The organism is Micromonospora sp. U56 (assembly GCF_018070095.1).
Classification (GTDB): domain Bacteria; phylum Actinomycetota; class Actinomycetes; order Mycobacteriales; family Micromonosporaceae; genus Micromonospora; species Micromonospora purpureochromogenes.
Map to the genome: position 1 here is coordinate 26,976 of NZ_JAGPYL010000058.1, position 15,179 is coordinate 42,154.

Here is a 15,179-nt window from a genome sequence, read left to right on the forward strand (position 1 = left end):
GACGGGGCGCTGTCGGCATTTTCGGCTCGACGGGCGGCCGTGGCAGAACCGCGTTAACCTGTGCCCCACCAAGAACTCGATCTTGATGGCTGGTCCACCGGAGCCTCCGCCGGCGTACCCCGGCGGCGTCCACGATGGGCACGCCACGGCAGAAATCTCGGGCAACTCGCCGGAGAGGGCGTTACTCGGCCGGGGTCTGAATCGATAGGGCAGGTTGCGAGGCGGGCGACCGAAGTGGTCGCTCGAACGGTGTCGGGAGGGCGACTCCATTATCAAGTTCAGCTTGACGGCGCACGCATTACACGCGTGTAATTTGAATGGGGTTGTTCGCACGGAACGCAACAAATGGGGACCGTACGGACAAGCACGCCTTTCGCGTGGGGGGTTGCAGCGGCGATGACGCCGGTGCGCGACAAGGAGGCATCTGATGGACGGCCAGCTTGAGGTGGCCGACCTGCTCGGAAACGCGCCGGAGTGGCAGGAGCGGGCGCTCTGCTCGCAGACCGATCCGGAAGCGTTCTTTCCCGAGAAGGGCGGCTCGACCCGCGAGGCGAAGCGGATCTGCTCGCGGTGCGAGGTCAAGACGGAATGCCTCGAATACGCTCTCGGTCACGACGAGCGGTTCGGGATCTGGGGCGGGCTCTCCGAGCGGGAGCGGCGCAAGCTCAAGCGGCGAGTCGCCTGAGCTGACGTGTGGGGCCGGGGCGGTGGGGGCCGCCCGGCTCACGCCTTGGTCGGTGCCGCGGGGGCGGCCCGACCGAGAGGGGGTCAGGCCAGCTCGTCCGGGTCGACCCCGAGCAGGTTCGCCACCTGCTCGATGATCACGTCGTGCACCAGGTCGGCCAGGTCCTCGCGGTCCATCGCGCGGAACTCCAGCGGCCGGCGGTAGAGCACGATGCGGGGCGGCGCCTCCTGCCGGCCGGGGCGCCCCGGCAGCAGCCGGGCCAGCGGCACCTCGCCGTCCTCGAGCACGTCCGAGTCGTAGACGTTCAGGTCCGGCGGGACGTCCTCGACGGCGAACTCGACACCGGCCAGCTCCTTGGCGAAGCGGCGCTCCAGCGTCTCGACGGTGTCCAGCACCAGGTCGTCGAAGACCTCGGCCTTGGTGCGGGCCAGCGGGACGGTCGCCGGCACCAGCCGCCCCCGCAGGCCACGACCGTGGCGGTCGCGGTGGGTGCGCCGGCCGGAGCCGGGGCGGCGGTGTTCCGGGCTCGTCATGAGGCACAGGGTAGCTCCCGGGCCGGCCTGGCCTGCGGCAGCGCCGCACTCCTGGCGCGGCGGGGTCGAGCGGGCGCGAATTGTGATCACCGTGACGGGCGTGTCGCAACGCGAACCGGTGCGCCGGACCCGGTAATGGGGATACCCTGCCGCCGTGAGGTCACCACGGCGCTGCTCCCGTAACGGCTGCCCCCGGCAAGCGGTCGCCACATTGACCTATGTCTACAACGAGTCGACCGCGGTGGTGGGCCCGTTGGCGGCCTTCGCCGAGCCGCACACGTACGACCTCTGTGAGCCGCACGCCCGGAGCCTGACCGCTCCCCGGGGCTGGGACGTGGTCCGGCACGAGGGCGAGTTCGAGCCGCCGCCGCCCACCACCGACGACCTGGTGGCCCTGGCCGAGGCCGTCCGCGAGGCCGCCCGCCCCGTGACCCCCCGCCCTCCCGAGGACGACCAGACCGCCCACCCCTCACCCCACACCGGCCGCCGAGGCCACCTCCGCGTAATCCCCCCCAACCACTAACCCCCACGCCCTCGTCCCCGGGCTCCCCGGCTCCCTGGTTGCCCGGCTCCCCAGGTTGATCATGAAGTTGTTGCCACGACACGCCGAGGCGGATGACAACAACTTCATGATCAACGGGATGGGGCGGGGTCGGGGCAGGTGGGGTCAGTGGCCGAGGAGGCGGGAGAAGGCGGCGGCGCGGCGGGAGGGGCGACCCTTGCGGGCCTCGGCGGCGTCCGCTGAGAACATCAGCTTGAGGCCGGCGTTGACCGCCAGCCAGCGTAGGGGCTCCGGTTCCCACTTCGGGGAGCGGTGGTTGACCCAGGGGAGCGTCGTCAGGTCGCTGTCGACGCCGCGGATCAGGTCGGCGAGGGTACGGCCGGCCAGGTTGCTGGTGGCCACCCCGTCGCCGACGTAGCCGCCCGCCCAGCCGAGACCCGTCGCGCGGTCCAGCCCCACGGAGGCGGACCAGTCCCGGGCCACCCCCAGCGGGCCGCCCCAGGTGTGGGTGACCGGCACCTCGGGGCCGAGCACGGGGAAGAGTTCGCCCAGCACCCGGCGCAGCGCGCGGAAGACCGCCGGCTCCCGGTCGTAGGCGGGGGAGACCCGGGAGCCGAAGTGGTAGGGCGCGCCCCGCCCGCCGAAGGCCAACCGGCCGTCGGCGGTGCGCTGGCCGTAGATGATGACGTGCCGGTGGTCGGAGAACGTCTCCCGCTCGGCCAGCCCGATCCGGTCCCAGGTCTGCGCGGGCAGCGGCTCGGTGGCCACCATCAGCGAGTAGACCGGGGCGATGGCGCGCCGCTGCCCGGGCAGCGCCGGCGTGTACCCCTCGGCGGCCCGGACCACCACGGGTGCCCGGACCGTGCCGTACGGGGTGACCGCGGCGCCGGCCCGGATCGCGGTGACCGGGGTGCGTTCGTGCAGGCGTACCCCGTGGCGCTCGACCGCTCGGGCCAGCCCACGGACCAGCTTCGCCGGGTGCACCGCCGCGCAGTGCGGGGTGTACGTCGCCCCGAGGACGCCCTCGGCCGCGCACCGGGCGGACGCCTCGGCGGCGTCGAGCAGGACCAGGTCGTCGGGATCGAGACCGTGCTCGCGGGCCGTGGCCACCTCGGCCCGGGCCCGGCCGAGCTGGGCCTGCGACCGGGCCAGCACCACCGTCCCGCCCTGGTGCCAGTCGCAGTCGATGCCCTCGGCGGCGACCACCCGGCCGACCTCGCGCACCGTCTCCTGCATGGCCCGCTGCATGGCCAGCGCCCGGTCGCGGCCGTGCCGGCGGGCCAGCGCGGGCAGCGAGGTGGGGAAGAGCGCGGAGCACCAGCCGCCGTTGCGCCCCGAGGCGCCGTACCCGGCGATCTCGGCCTCCAGCACGGTGATCCGCAGCGACGGGTCGGCGGTCGCGAGGTGGTACGCCGTCCACAGCCCGGTGTAGCCGGCGCCGACGATCACCACGTCGGCGTCGGCGTCGCCGGGCAGCGACGGGCGCGGCTCCAGCGACTCGTCCACCGTGGACAACCAGTGGGACAGCTCCTGGTAACGCATCACCACTCCGGTGGGGGCAGGTCGTGGCGCAGCCGTGGGTCGGGCTGCGGGGTGGCGAGCGTTTCCACCACCGGCACCACCCCGGCCCAGACCGGCCGGTCGAGGTCGTCGTCGGGGTCGTCGGGCGGGCCGGCGCTGACCTTCACCGAGCACTCGTCCAGCCGCAGGGCGAGCACCAGCGTGGCGGCCAGCTCCTTCGCCGACGGCGGCCGGATCGCCGCCCAGCGGCCGGGCAGCAGCTGCTCGGAGATGCGTTCCAGGGCGGCCAGCCGGTCGTCGCCGTCGACCACGCTCAGCTCGCCGAGCACCATCGCGCACCGGTAGTTCATCGAGGAGGCGAAGGCGCTGCGGGCCAGCACGAGACCGTCGAGCAGGGTCACCGTCAGGCAGGCCGGCGCGCCCGCCGCGAGGTGCCGGAACAGTCGGCTGCCGGTCGAGCCGTGCAGCAGCACCCGCTCGCCGTCGCGGGCGTAGGCCACCGGCAGCGCGTACGGCTGACGCTCGTCGGCGATGGCCAGGTGACCGACCCGGCCGGCGTCGAGGACCGCGTGCAGGGTGGCCCGGTCGTGGACGGCGAGCTCGGGCAGCCGGCGTACCCGGGTGCGGTCGGTGCCGCCGACGGCCGCGCTGCTCCCGGTCCCGCCGGTGGCCGGTGCGGCCGGCTGGGTGCTCGCGGTCCGGCTCCCGGTGTCGGCGGTGGCCGGTGCGGTCGCCTGGGTGCTCGCGGTCCGGCTCCCGGTGTCGGCGGTGGCCGGTGCGGTGCGGGGCCGGTTCCCGGTGTCCCGGGAGCCGGCCCCGCCCAGCCCGGGCCCGCCGCTCAGAGGCGGTTCCATGCCTCGGTCAGCACGGCGCGCAGGATCTGCTCGATCTCGTCGAACTGCTGCTGATCGGCGATCAGCGGCGGGGCGAGCTGCACCACGGGGTCGCCCCGGTCGTCGGCGCGGCAGTAGAGCCCGGCCTGGAAGAGCGCGGTGGAGAGGTACCCGCGCAGCAGCCGCTCGGACTCGGCCTCGTCGAAGGTCTCCCGGGTCGTCTTGTCCTTGACCAGCTCGATGCCGTAGAAGTAGCCGTCGCCCCGGACGTCGCCGACGATGGGCAGGTCGTGGAGCTTCTCCAGGGTGGACCGGAAGGCGCCCTCGTTGGCCCGGACGTGGCCGATGAGGTCCTCGCGGGCGAAGACCTCCAGGTTGGCCAGGGCCACCGCGCAGGAGACCGGGTGGCCGCCGAAGGTCACCCCGTGGGCGAACATGCCGGTCTCGGTGAGGAACGGCTCCATCAGCCGCTCGCTGGCGATCATCGCGCCGAGCGGGGCGTACCCGGAGGTGATGCCCTTGGCGGTGGTGATGATGTCGGGCTGGTAGCCGTACCGGACGGCGCCGAAGTACTCGCCGAGCCGGCCCCAGGAGCAGATCACCTCGTCGGAGACGAGCAGCACGTCGTACGCGTCGCAGATCTCCCGGACCCGCTCGAAGTAGCCGGGCGGCGGCGGGAAGCAGCCGCCGGAGTTCTGCACCGGCTCGAGGAAGACCGCGGCGACGGTGTCCGGCCCCTCGCGCTCGATGGCGCGGCGGATCTCCTCGGCGGCCCAGCGGCCGAACGCCTCGGGCGAGTCGCCGTGCTCGGGGGCGCGGTAGAAGTTGGTGTTCGGCACCTTGATGCCGCCGGGCACCAGCGGCTCGAAGTCGCTTTTGATGCCGGGCAGGCCGGTGATCGACAGCGCGCCCATCGAGGTGCCGTGGTAGGCGATGTACCGGCTGACCACCTTGTGCTTGTTCGGCTGGCCGGTGCGCTTGAAGTACGCCCGGGCCAGCTTCCACGCCGCCTCGACGGCCTCGGAGCCGCCGGTGGTGAAGAAGACCCGGTTCAGGTCGCCCGGGGCGAGCGAGGCGATCTTCTCCGCCAGCTCGACGGCCTTGGGGTGGGCGTACGACCAGAGCGGGAAGTAGGCCAGCTCGCCGGCCTGCTTGGCGGCCGCCTCGGCCAGCTCGGTACGCCCGTGGCCGGCGTTGACGACGAAGAGCCCGGCGAGTCCGTCCAGGTACCGGCGGCCCTGGGAGTCCCAGACGTACGCGCCCTCGCCGCGGACGATGGTCGGCACCTCGCCGGCGGAGTAGCTGGCCATCCGGGTGAAGTGCATCCAGAGGTGGTCGGTGGCGTTGGCCATGTCAGCCCCATAGCGTCTCGGGCCGGTCCAAGGGGTGACGCCGGCCGCTCTGCCCACGGTTATCGCACAGCCGTCCCGGTAAAGGCAAGTGCTATCAGTGGCGTAGATGCGCTACAGCGACGGATTCAGCGCCCGTATGGCGAACGCGCAATGGATTCCGCACGATGGGCGACCTGTCCGGCGAGGCTCACTCGGCCCAGGGCTGGAAGCCGGTGTCGAGGACGGCCCCGAGCGACGCGCGCAGTCGGGCCGCCTCGTCGACGCCGAGTGTGTCCTCGAAGCGGGCTTGCGCGGCTCGCCAGAGCGGTAGGGCCGCGTCGACGCGGGCGAGGCCGTCCGGCGTGATCGAGACGACCCGTGCCCGGCGGTCGGCGGTCGACGGCTCGACGGTGACCAGGCCCTCCCGCACGAGCGGCTTGAGGTTGGTGGCCATCGTCGTCCGGTCCATGAAGATCTGCTCGGCGAGGCTGGTGATCGTCAGCTCGCTCTGAGCGCGGAGCTTCCGCAGGATGGAGAACTGCGTCGTACGCAGACCGACCGGGCCGAGGGCCTTGTCGTAGGCCGCGGTGAGATACCGGGACGCTTTGCGCAATGCGAGGCAGTTGCACGGGTTTTCAAGGTCTGTCTGCATAGCGACCGATTTCTCCTCCCGGCTTCCCTTTCCCGATAGGCGTCTGCGCCTTGCTGCGCGGCCGGTCACCGACGGGGCGCCGTCCTGGCGGCTCGGCAGATAGGAGCATAAGCTCGCATCTGTCACCCTTCCACTCCGGGTGCTCTGAGGAGAGTCTCACCAAGCCGCCGAGGAGGCGATGCGATGCGACCCGCGCAGGCCGGCCCCGACCGCGCAGCAGCGGTACGCAAGGCCCGGTTCGGCACGCTCCCGGAGCGAATCCGCCCCGAGGACATGGTCGAGGAGCAGGCGACCACGGTGCCGGACCCGGCGAGAGACAGCTACAACTCCGACGAATGGCTCATTCGGCACGCCGTCTGAGCTCGTCACCTACCGCACGGAGGACTCTGATGCGCCTTTCCAAGCCGTTCCTGACCGTGTCGGTGGCGGTGCTCTCCCTGGCCGTCACCGTGGCCTGCTTCGCCCAGGTCATCTGACCGTGGGTGGTCTCACTCGGGTCCTCGGGACCCTGGGTGGTTTCGCGCGGGTTGGCTGACCGCGCGCCACGGGCGATCGGGGCGTGGCGCGGCCACCGGCCGGGCCACGCGACCGTGCCCACCGTTGGGGGTCAGGCCGTACCCCAGCTGTAGGTCTGCTTGCGCAGCTTGAGGTAGACGAACGCCTCGGTCGCCAGCACCCCGGGGACGGCGCGCAGCTTCTGCAGGATCTCCAGCAGGTGGGCGTCGTTGCGGCAGACCACCTCGGCCAGCAGGTCGAACGAGCCGGCGGTGATCACCACGTAGTCGATCTCCTCGAACTCGGCGAGCCGGTCGGCCACCGCCTCCAGGTCGCCGTCGGTACGCAGCCCGATCATGGCCTGGCGGGGGAACCCGAGCTGGAGCGGGTCGGTGACGGCGACGATCTGCATCACCCCGGCGTCGAGCAGCCGCTGCACCCGCTGCCGCACCGCCGCCTCGGAGAGCCCGACGGCCTTGCCGATGGTCGCGTACGGCCGGCGGCCGTCCTCCTGGAGCTGCTCGATGATCTGCTTCGCCACGTCGTCGAGCAGAGCGTGGCTGGCGCCCTCACGGACCGCCACCCGCCGCCCGCCGTTGCCGTTCTCCTGCTGCCGGTTCGTCATCGACCACTCCCCATGTCCGTTCCCCCGGGTGAGCCTAGTGCCATCGGGCAGTGTGGCGTATTTCGTCGTCCATTGCTATTCCCGCAACGGAATCCCTTGTGGGGTCGGTCACCTCATGTCAGGATCAGTCGTCCCAGGCACCTGACCCCTCCCGCCGGCGCGTCACCCCCGTCCCCGCCGCCGACGGACGACCCCCTAGGAGTCGTCACATGCGAACTCCCCTGAAGCCCTTCACCCGGCGTGGACTGCTCACCGGCACCCTCTCCTCGGCCGCCCTGCTCGCCGCGGGCGGCGCGCTCGCCGGCTGCGGCACCAAGGCCGCGACCCAGACCGAGGAGGGCTGCAAGAGCGAGGACCTCTCCGCGACGGAGAAGAAACTGGCCTTCGCCAACTGGCCGCAGTACATGGACGTGGACGAGAAGGACGAGTCGAAGCGGCCCAGCCTCGACGCGTTCGTCCAGAAGACCGGCATCCAGGTCACCTACACCGAGGACATCAACGACAACAACGAGTTCTTCGGCAAGGTGCAGAACCAGCTGGCCAGCTGCCAGAGCACCGACCGGGACATCATCGTCCTCACCGACTGGATGGCCGCCCGGATGATCCGGCTCGGCTGGATCCAGAAGCTCGACCCGGCGAAGATTCCGAACGTGGCGGCCAACCTGCTGCCGTCGCTGATCAACCGGTCCTTCGACCCGGACAACCGGATCGCCATCCCGTGGCAGTCCGGCCTGGCCGGCCTGGCCTACAACGGCAACGTCACCAAGGAGCTCCGCACCGTCGACGAGCTGCTGACCCGCCCCGACCTGAAGGGCAAGGTGACCGCGCTGTCCGAGATGCGGGACACCATGGGTCTGCTGCTGCAGTCCAACGGGCACGACCCGGCCAACTTCACCGGGGCCCAGTTCGACGACGCGCTCAACAAGCTCAAGAAGGCCGTCGACTCCGGGCAGATCCGCAAGTTCACCGGCAACGACTACGCCCCGGACCTCGCCAAGGGCGACATCGCCGCCTGCATCGGCTGGTCCGGCGACGTCATCCAGCTCACCGGCGAGGACGAGAAGATCAAGTTCGTCTCGCCCGAGTCGGGCGTGATGCTGTTCAGCGACAACATGATGGTGCCGAACAAGGCCACCCACAAGGCCAACGCCGAAGCGCTGATCAACTACTACTACGACCCGGCCGTCGCGGCGCAGCTCGCCGCGTACGTCAACTACATCTGCCCGGTCAAGGGCGCGCAGGCCGAGATGGAGAAGATCGACCCGGAGCTGGCGGCCAACCCGCTGATCTTCCCGGACGAGGCCCTGCTGTCGAAGTCCAAGGTCTTCATGGCCCTGGACGAGAAGCAGGAGAAGGAGTACGAAACGAAGTTCCAGCAGGTCATCGGGGCGTGAGGACGATGGGACACGAGTCACCGGCCGGCGACCTGAGGCTGGCCAACCTCACCAAGCGGTTCGGCGTCTTCACCGCGGTGGACGACCTCAGCCTGACCATCCCGCAGGGCTCGTTCTTCGCCCTGCTCGGGGCGTCCGGCTGCGGCAAGACCACCACCCTGCGGATGATCGCCGGACTGGAGGAACCGACCAGCGGGCAGGTGCTGCTCGGCGACCGGGACATCGCCCGGTTGCGGCCGTACAAGCGGCCGGTGAACACCGTGTTCCAGAGCTACGCTCTCTTCCCGCACCTGAACATCTTCGAGAACGTGGCGTTCGGGCTGCGCCGGCGCGGCATCCGCTCGGTCGACGACGAGGTCATGCGGATGCTGTCGCTGGTGCAGCTCGACGACTACGGCAGCCGGCGCCCCGCGCAGCTCTCCGGCGGGCAGCAGCAGCGGGTCGCCCTGGCCCGCGCGCTGATCAACCGCCCGCAGGTGCTGCTGCTCGACGAGCCGCTGGGCGCGCTCGACCTGAAGCTGCGGCGGCAGATGCAGATCGAGCTGAAGCGGATCCAGATCGAGGTCGGGATCACCTTCGTGCACGTCACCCACGACCAGGAGGAGGCCATGACCATGGCCGACACGGTCGCGGTGATGAACGCGGGCCGGATCGAGCAGTTGGGCGCACCGGCCGACATCTACGAGTTCCCGGCCACCGCGTTCGTGGCGAACTTCCTCGGCCAGTCCAACCTGCTGGCCGCCGAGGCCGCGGGCACCGCCGGCACCGCGGTGCCGGTCACCGCCCACGGCGCCCGCTTCTCGGTGCCCGCCGATCGCGCCCGCGCCGACCGGGGCGCGGTCTACCTGGGGGTACGCCCGGAGAAGCTGCACCTGGTCGGCTCCGCCGACCAGGTGCCCGACGGACACCAGCACATCGAGGGTGTGGTCACCGACGCCTCCTACGTGGGCGTCAGCACCCAGTACCTGGTCCGCACCGGCTGGGGGAGCGAGATCTCCGCGTTCGCGGCGAACAGCGGCGCCGGCGGCCAGTTGCCGGTCGGCATCCGGGTGGTGGCGCACTGGCACCCCCGGCACGCCTTCCTGCTGCCCCGCGAGCCGGGCCAGGACGACAGCACCACCCCGCTGCTCGACGAGCCGGTGGGTGCGGCCTCATGACCGCGCTGTCCCACGTACCGACCCCGTCGGGGCAGGTGGCCGCCGCGCCGGCACCGCCCCGGCGGGGCCGGCACCGGCTGCTGCCGTACCTGCTGTTGCTGCCCGGCGCGGCCTGGCTGTTCGTCTTCTTCGGCCTGCCGCTGCTGCAACTGGCCGCGGCCAGCCTCTACGACCCCAGCGGCTCGCTCTCCACCGGGTACGCGCTGACCTGGGCGTTCGGCAACTACCCGGACGCGTTGCAAACGTACTGGCCGCAGTTCGCCCGCTCCTTCGGCTACGCCGGGATCGCGCTGGTGCTGGCCCTGCTGATGGGCTACCCGCTGGCCTACGCGATCGCGCAGAAGGCCGGCCGGTGGAAGAACCTGCTGCTGGTCTGCGTGGTCGCCCCGATGTTCACCAGTTTCCTGGTGCGCACCCTGGCCTGGAAGACCATCCTGTCGGACAACGGCGCGCTGGTCGGCCTGCTGCGCGACCTGCACCTGCTCGCGCCCGACGGCCGGCTGCTCGCCACCCCGGTCGCGGTGATCCTCGGCCTGACCTACAACTTCCTGCCGTTCCTGGTGCTGCCGCTGTACGCGAGCCTGGAGCGGCTGGACTACCGGCTGCTGGAGGCGGCGAGCGACCTGTACGCCAGCCCGGTGCAGGCGTTCCGCCGGGTCACCCTGCCGCTGTCGATGCCCGGCCTGATCGCCGGCACGCTGCTCTTCTTCATCCCGGCCACCGGTGACTACATCAACGCGGAACTGCTCGGCACCCCGAACGAATACATGATCGGCAACGTCATCGACTCGGCGTTCCTGGTCCGGCTGGACTACCCGCAGGGCGCGGCGCTGTCGTTCCTGCTGATGGCGGCGATCCTCGCGGTGGTCTTCGTCTACCTGCGCCGCGCCGGCACGGATGAGGTGGTCTGATGAGCGCGAGGAGTGCAGCGGAGCGGAGCCCCGCAGTCGCGAATGAAGGTGGGCTCTGATGCGGATCTCCCGATGGCTGGCCGACCGCTGGGTGATGGGCGTGGCCCTGCTGGTGCTCGGCTACCTCTCGCTGCCGATCCTGGTGGTGGCCGGCCTCTCCTTCAACCGCCCGTCCAGCCGGCTGTCGTACGACTTCAACGAGTTCACCCTGGACAACTGGCGGCAGCCCTGCGCCACCTCCGAGATGTGCGACGCGGTGGTCCGCAGCGTGCAGATCGGCTTCATCGCCACCGTCGTCGCCACCGTGATCGGCACCCTGATGGCGTTCGCCCTGGTCCGGCACCGGTTCCGCGGCCGGACCGGGATCAACCTGCTGATCTTCCTGCCGATGGCCACCCCGGAGCTGGTGATGGGCACCTCGCTGCTCGCCCTCTTCGTCTCCGCCGGCGTGCCGCAGGGCTTCTGGACCATCGTCATCGCGCACGTCATGTTCTGCGTGTCGTTCGTGGTGGTGACGGTCAAGGCGCGGCTGGCCGGGATGGACCGGCGGCTGGAGGAGGCCGCGATGGACCTCTACGCCAGCGAGTGGCAGACGTTCCGGCGGATCACCCTGCCGCTGGTGCTGCCCGGCATCGTGGCCGCCGCGCTGCTCGCCTTCTCGCTGAGCTTCGACGACTTCATCATCACGAACTTCAACGCCGGCACCACGGTCACCTTCCCGATGTACGTCTGGGGCGCCGCCCAGCGGGGCATCCCGCCGCAGGTCAACGTGATCGGCACGGCGATGTTCGTGATCGCACTGCTGCTGGTCGGGGCCAGCTCGCTGCGCGGACGAAAGGCCAGGCGCGCCGACCTCGCGGCCGCCCCGGCGGCCGGCCGGCGGGCGAAGAGCCCGTCATGATCCTCCCGCATACCGGCCGGGCGCTCGCCGAGGCGGCGCCCGTGCCCTACTGGCTCGACCGCCCGGAACGCCCCGACCCGCTGCCGCCGCTGCACGGTACGCACACCGCCGACCTGCTGGTCGTCGGCGGCGGCTACAGCGGCCTGTGGGCGGCGCTGCTCGCCAAGCGCGACGATCCCGCGCGGGACGTGCTGCTGGTCGAGGCGGGCACCTGCGGCTGGGCGGCGTCCGGGCGCAACGGCGGGTTCTGCGCCGCCTCGCTGACCCACGGGCTGGCCAACGGCGTGGACCGCTTCCCCGGCGAGATCGACGAGCTGGAGCGGCTCGGCCGGGAGAACCTGGCCGCGATCGCGGCGACCGTCGAGGCGTACGGGATCGACTGCGAGTTCGAGCGTACCGGCGAGCTGGCGGTGGCGGTCGAGCCGTACCAGCTCGCCGGGCTGGCCGAGGACGCCGAGCTGGCCCGCCGGTACGGCCACGACGTGCGGCTGCTCGACCGCGACGAGGTGCGCGCCGAGGTCGACTCGCCGACGTACCTCGGTGGGCTGTGGGACGCCGACCGGGTGGCCATGCTGGACCCGGCGAAGCTGGCCTGGGGCCTGCGCCGGGCCTGCCTCGACGAGGGGGTGCGGATCCACGAGCACACCCGGGTGACCGGGCTGCGCCGCGACGGCGCGGCGCTGCGGGCGGCGACCGCCGGCGGGCCGGGCGCGGCGCCGGGGGCGGTGCGGGCCCGGCAGGTGGTGCTCGCCACCAACGCCTTCCCGCCGCTGCTGCGCCGGCTGCGCGCCTGGCTCGTGCCGGTCTACGACTACGCCCTGATGACCGAGCCGCTGACCCCGGCGCAGCGGGACGCGATCGGCTGGCGCAACCGGCAGGGGCTGGCGGACACCGGCAACCAGTTCCACTACTACCGGATCACCGGCGATCAGCGGATCCTCTTCGGCGGCTACGACGCGGTCTACCACTACGGCAACCGGGTCGCCCCCGCGCTGGAGCAGCGACCGGCCACCTTCACCGCCCTCGCCGACCACTTCTTCACCACGTTCCCGCAGCTGGAGGGCTTGCGCTTCAGCCACCGGTGGGGCGGGGTGATCGACACCTGCACCCGGTTCTGCCCGTTCTTCGGCACCGCCTACGACGGCCGGTTGGCGTACGCGGCCGGCTACACCGGGCTCGGCGTCGGCGCCACCCGGTTCGGCGCGCGGGTGATGCTCGACCTGCTCAGCGGCGAGGAAACCCCGCTGACCCGGCTCGACCTCGTCCGCAGCACGCCGCTGCCGTTCCCGCCGGAGCCCGTCCGGGCCGCCGGCATCAACCTCACCCGCTGGTCGCTCGCCCGCGCCGACGCGCGCGAGGGCCGGCGCAACGTCTGGCTCCGTACTCTCGATCGCCTTGGTTTGGGGTTTGATTCCTGATGCGCATCCTGCTCGTCGGCGCCGGTGGCGTCGGCTCCGCCGCTGTCGCCATCGCCGCCCGCCGTTCCTTCTTCGAGACCATGGTCGTCGCCGACTACGACCTCGGCCGCGCCGAGCGTGCCGTGGCCGGGCACGGTGACCGGTTCGTCGCCGCCAAGGTGGACGCCTCCGCCGCCGACGCGGTCGCCGCGCTCTGCCGGGAGCACCGGATCACCCACGTGCTCAACGCGGTCGACCCGCGCTTCGTCATGTCGATCTTCGACGGCGCCTTCGCCGCCGGGGCCGACTACCTCGACATGGCGATGTCGCTGTCCCACCCGCACCCGTCCCGCCCCTACGCCGAGACCGGGGTGAAGCTCGGCGACGACCAGTTCGCCGTCGCCGACCGGTGGGCGGCGGCCGGCCGGCTGGCGCTCTGCGGCATCGGCATCGAGCCGGGCCTGTCGGACGTCTTCGCCCGGTACGCCGCCGACGAACTGTTCGACGAGATCGACGAGATCGGCGTCCGCGACGGCGCGAACCTCACCGTCGACGGCTACGACTTCGCGCCGTCGTTCTCCATCTGGACCACCATCGAGGAGTGCCTGAACCCGCCGGTGATCTGGGAGGCCGGCCGGGGCTGGTACACCACCGAGCCGTTCAGCGAGCCGGAGGTCTTCGACTTCCCGGAGGGGATCGGCCCGGTCGAGTGCGTCAACGTCGAGCACGAGGAGGTGCTGCTGATCCCGCGCTGGGTGCGGGCGAAGCGGGTCACCTTCAAGTACGGCCTGGGCGACGAGTTCATCGAGGTGCTGAAGGCCCTGCACAAGGTCGGCCTCGACTCGACCGCTCCGGTCACCGTCCGGGGTGTCGAGGTGTCGCCCCGGGACGTGGTGGCCGCCAGCCTGCCCGACCCGGCCACCCTGGGCGACCGGATGCGCGGCAAGACCTGCGCCGGCACCTGGGTCACCGGCACCGGCAAGGACGGGCAGCCGCGTGAGGTGTACCTCTACCACGTGGTCGACAACGAGTGGTCCATGCGGGAGTACGGCCACCAGGCCGTCGTCTGGCAGACCGCGGTGAACCCGGTGGTGGCCCTGGAACTGCTCGCCACCGGCGCCTGGTCCGGCGCCGGGGTGATCGGCCCCGAGGCGCTGCCGCCCCGCCCCTTCCTCGACCTGCTCACCGGGTACGGCTCGCCGTGGGGGATCCAGGAGCGATGAACCGCTACGGCCCGATGTACGGCCCCGACATCACCTTCCTCGGGGTGGACCGCTGCACCCTGGACGACCCCACGTCGTACGCCGACGCCGACGTCGTCATCGTCGGGGCGCCCTTCGACGGCGGTACCTCGCACCGGCCCGGCACCCGCTTCGGCCCGTCCGCCATCCGGCAGGCCTGCTACCTGCCGCACGACGGCTCCCGCCCGTCCCTGGCGATGCGCGTCGACGGGCTGCGCGACCTGCGGGTCTACGACGCCGGCGACGTGGAGATGTTCTCCGGCGACATCGAGCGGTCGCTGGCGTCGCTGGAGGCCGCCGTGTACGCCGTCGCCGCCGCCGGCGCGATCCCGATCGTCCTCGGCGGGGACCACTCCATCGCCCTGCCCGACGCCACCGGGGTCGCCCGGCAGCACGGGCTCGGCCGGGTGTCGCTGGTGCATTTCGACGCGCACGCCGACACCGGACACATCGAGTTCGGCTCGCTGCACGGGCACGGCCAGCCGATGCGCCGGCTCATCGAGTCCGGCGCGGTACGCGGCGACCGGTTCCTCCAGATCGGCCTGCGCGGCTACTGGCCCGACCCGCCCACCCTGGCGTGGATGGCCGCCCAGCGGATGCGCTCCTACGAGATGACCGAGCTGGTGTCGCGCGGCCTCGACACCTGCCTGTCGGAGGCCTTCACGATCGCGACCGACGAGTGCGAGGGGGTGTTCCTCTCCGTCGACGTTGACGTGGTCGACCCGGGCATGGCACCGGGCACCGGCACTCCCGAGCCGGGCGGCCTGACCTCCCGGCAGTTGCTCGACGCGGTCCGCCGGGTCTGCTACGAACTGCCCGTGGTCGGGGTGGACGTGGTCGAGGTCGCCCCGCCGTACGACCACGCCGACATCACCGCGTACCTGGGCAACCGGGTGGTCCTGGAGGCGTTGTCGGCCATCGCCCGGCGCCGCCGGGACGCGGCCGGCGGCCCCCCATGGGACCCGCGACAGCCGCTGCTGGACGCCCGCTGACCAGCGCCC

16 protein-coding genes are annotated in these 15,179 nt (G+C 71.8%); 10 read left to right on the forward strand and 6 right to left on the reverse strand.

The window, feature by feature from the left end; translation table 11 throughout:
- Window positions 1-427 precede the first annotated feature (427 nt).
- Window positions 428-685, forward strand: coding sequence for a WhiB family transcriptional regulator (locus KBX37_RS19675; RefSeq protein ID WP_088980572.1), 258 nt, complete (start codon window positions 428-430; stop codon window positions 683-685).
- 83 nt (window positions 686-768) lie between these two features.
- Here the strand turns inward: KBX37_RS19675 and KBX37_RS19680 are convergent, their stop codons facing one another.
- Window positions 769-1,218 carry a metallopeptidase family protein gene (locus tag KBX37_RS19680; RefSeq protein ID WP_210777404.1) on the reverse strand — a complete coding sequence of 150 codons (450 nt, stop codon included), beginning with the start codon at window positions 1,216-1,218 and terminating at the stop codon, window positions 769-771.
- 154 nt (window positions 1,219-1,372) lie between these two features.
- Between KBX37_RS19680 and KBX37_RS19685 the strand changes: the two genes are divergently transcribed.
- Window positions 1,373-1,741, forward strand: a complete 369-nt coding sequence (locus KBX37_RS19685; RefSeq protein WP_179803193.1) for a DUF3499 domain-containing protein — start codon at window positions 1,373-1,375, stop codon at window positions 1,739-1,741.
- A gap of 144 nt (window positions 1,742-1,885) precedes the next feature.
- On the opposite strand, the gene KBX37_RS19690 is transcribed toward KBX37_RS19685, so the two are convergent.
- From KBX37_RS19690 to KBX37_RS19705, 4 genes are all read right to left on the reverse strand, one after another.
- Window positions 1,886-3,262, reverse strand: coding sequence for an FAD-binding oxidoreductase (locus tag KBX37_RS19690; protein WP_210777405.1), 1,377 nt, complete (start codon window positions 3,260-3,262; stop codon window positions 1,886-1,888).
- Window positions 3,262-4,095 (reverse strand): pyridoxamine 5'-phosphate oxidase family protein, encoded by an 834-nt coding sequence (locus KBX37_RS19695; protein ID WP_210777406.1) that lies wholly within the window; start codon window positions 4,093-4,095, stop codon window positions 3,262-3,264. Before KBX37_RS19695 ends, KBX37_RS19690 begins: the two co-directional genes overlap by 1 nt.
- Window positions 4,080-5,426 (reverse strand): aspartate aminotransferase family protein, encoded by a 1,347-nt coding sequence (locus KBX37_RS19700; RefSeq protein WP_210777407.1) that lies wholly within the window; start codon window positions 5,424-5,426, stop codon window positions 4,080-4,082. Before KBX37_RS19700 ends, KBX37_RS19695 begins: the two co-directional genes overlap by 16 nt.
- Window positions 5,427-5,613: 187 nt before the next feature.
- Window positions 5,614-6,057, reverse strand: coding sequence for a MarR family winged helix-turn-helix transcriptional regulator (locus KBX37_RS19705; protein WP_210777408.1), 444 nt, complete (start codon window positions 6,055-6,057; stop codon window positions 5,614-5,616).
- Between the two features lie 183 nt (window positions 6,058-6,240).
- Between KBX37_RS19705 and KBX37_RS19710 the strand changes: the two genes are divergently transcribed.
- Entirely contained in the window at window positions 6,241-6,417 is a 177-nt protein-coding gene (locus KBX37_RS19710) for a hypothetical protein (protein ID WP_210777409.1), read from the forward strand.
- Between the two features lie 247 nt (window positions 6,418-6,664).
- On the opposite strand, the gene KBX37_RS19715 is transcribed toward KBX37_RS19710, so the two are convergent.
- Window positions 6,665-7,177: an Lrp/AsnC family transcriptional regulator gene (locus KBX37_RS19715; protein ID WP_210777410.1), complete on the reverse strand. Its 513-nt coding sequence runs from the start codon at window positions 7,175-7,177 to the stop codon at window positions 6,665-6,667.
- 209 nt (window positions 7,178-7,386) lie between these two features.
- Here KBX37_RS19715 and KBX37_RS19720 point away from each other — a divergent pair, with 209 nt between their 5' ends.
- From KBX37_RS19720 to speB, 7 genes are read left to right on the forward strand one after another with little or no spacing between them, the layout of a single operon-like run.
- Window positions 7,387-8,571 (forward strand): spermidine/putrescine ABC transporter substrate-binding protein, encoded by a 1,185-nt coding sequence (locus KBX37_RS19720; RefSeq protein ID WP_210777411.1) that lies wholly within the window; start codon window positions 7,387-7,389, stop codon window positions 8,569-8,571.
- Between the two features lie 5 nt (window positions 8,572-8,576).
- Window positions 8,577-9,728: an ABC transporter ATP-binding protein gene (locus tag KBX37_RS19725; protein WP_210777412.1), complete on the forward strand. Its 1,152-nt coding sequence runs from the start codon at window positions 8,577-8,579 to the stop codon at window positions 9,726-9,728.
- Complete coding sequence (locus KBX37_RS19730) at window positions 9,725-10,639, forward strand: ABC transporter permease (RefSeq protein WP_210777413.1); 915 nt, start codon at window positions 9,725-9,727, stop codon at window positions 10,637-10,639. The genes KBX37_RS19725 and KBX37_RS19730 overlap by 4 nt, the downstream gene beginning before the upstream one ends.
- 58 nt (window positions 10,640-10,697) lie before the next feature.
- Entirely contained in the window at window positions 10,698-11,540 is an 843-nt protein-coding gene (locus tag KBX37_RS19735) for an ABC transporter permease (RefSeq protein ID WP_210777414.1), read from the forward strand.
- The gene (locus KBX37_RS19740; RefSeq protein WP_210777415.1) at window positions 11,537-12,958 is read left to right on the forward strand and encodes an FAD-binding oxidoreductase; all 1,422 of its coding nucleotides are present in this window, start codon (window positions 11,537-11,539) and stop codon (window positions 12,956-12,958) included. The genes KBX37_RS19735 and KBX37_RS19740 overlap by 4 nt, the downstream gene beginning before the upstream one ends.
- Entirely contained in the window at window positions 12,958-14,160 is a 1,203-nt protein-coding gene (locus KBX37_RS19745) for a saccharopine dehydrogenase family protein (protein ID WP_210777416.1), read from the forward strand. The genes KBX37_RS19740 and KBX37_RS19745 overlap by 1 nt, the downstream gene beginning before the upstream one ends.
- Window positions 14,157-15,170 (forward strand): agmatinase, encoded by a 1,014-nt coding sequence (speB, locus tag KBX37_RS19750; RefSeq protein ID WP_210777417.1) that lies wholly within the window; start codon window positions 14,157-14,159, stop codon window positions 15,168-15,170. Before KBX37_RS19745 ends, speB begins: the two co-directional genes overlap by 4 nt.
- Window positions 15,171-15,179 lie beyond the last annotated feature (9 nt).

What these genes read in the sequence shown, in the direction of transcription:
- KBX37_RS19720 (WP_210777411.1), top strand. Translation starts at nt 7,387, where the DNA reads ATGCGAACTCCCCTGAAGCCCTTCACCCGGCGTGGACTGCTCACCGGC.
- KBX37_RS19705 (WP_210777408.1), bottom strand. Translation starts at nt 6,057, where the DNA reads ATGCAGACAGACCTTGAAAACCCGTGCAACTGCCTCGCATTGCGCAAA.
- KBX37_RS19725 (WP_210777412.1), top strand. Translation starts at nt 8,577, where the DNA reads ATGGGACACGAGTCACCGGCCGGCGACCTGAGGCTGGCCAACCTCACC.
- KBX37_RS19700 (WP_210777407.1), bottom strand. Translation starts at nt 5,426, where the DNA reads ATGGCCAACGCCACCGACCACCTCTGGATGCACTTCACCCGGATGGCC.
- KBX37_RS19675 (WP_088980572.1), top strand. Translation starts at nt 428, where the DNA reads ATGGACGGCCAGCTTGAGGTGGCCGACCTGCTCGGAAACGCGCCGGAG.
- speB (WP_210777417.1), top strand. Translation starts at nt 14,157, where the DNA reads ATGAACCGCTACGGCCCGATGTACGGCCCCGACATCACCTTCCTCGGG.
- KBX37_RS19695 (WP_210777406.1), bottom strand. Translation starts at nt 4,095, where the DNA reads ATGGAACCGCCTCTGAGCGGCGGGCCCGGGCTGGGCGGGGCCGGCTCC.
- KBX37_RS19740 (WP_210777415.1), top strand. Translation starts at nt 11,537, where the DNA reads ATGATCCTCCCGCATACCGGCCGGGCGCTCGCCGAGGCGGCGCCCGTG.
- KBX37_RS19680 (WP_210777404.1), bottom strand. Translation starts at nt 1,218, where the DNA reads ATGACGAGCCCGGAACACCGCCGCCCCGGCTCCGGCCGGCGCACCCAC.
- KBX37_RS19690 (WP_210777405.1), bottom strand. Translation starts at nt 3,262, where the DNA reads ATGCGTTACCAGGAGCTGTCCCACTGGTTGTCCACGGTGGACGAGTCG.
- KBX37_RS19715 (WP_210777410.1), bottom strand. Translation starts at nt 7,177, where the DNA reads ATGACGAACCGGCAGCAGGAGAACGGCAACGGCGGGCGGCGGGTGGCG.
- KBX37_RS19745 (WP_210777416.1), top strand. Translation starts at nt 12,958, where the DNA reads ATGCGCATCCTGCTCGTCGGCGCCGGTGGCGTCGGCTCCGCCGCTGTC.
- KBX37_RS19710 (WP_210777409.1), top strand. Translation starts at nt 6,241, where the DNA reads ATGCGACCCGCGCAGGCCGGCCCCGACCGCGCAGCAGCGGTACGCAAG.
- KBX37_RS19730 (WP_210777413.1), top strand. Translation starts at nt 9,725, where the DNA reads ATGACCGCGCTGTCCCACGTACCGACCCCGTCGGGGCAGGTGGCCGCC.
- KBX37_RS19735 (WP_210777414.1), top strand. Translation starts at nt 10,698, where the DNA reads ATGCGGATCTCCCGATGGCTGGCCGACCGCTGGGTGATGGGCGTGGCC.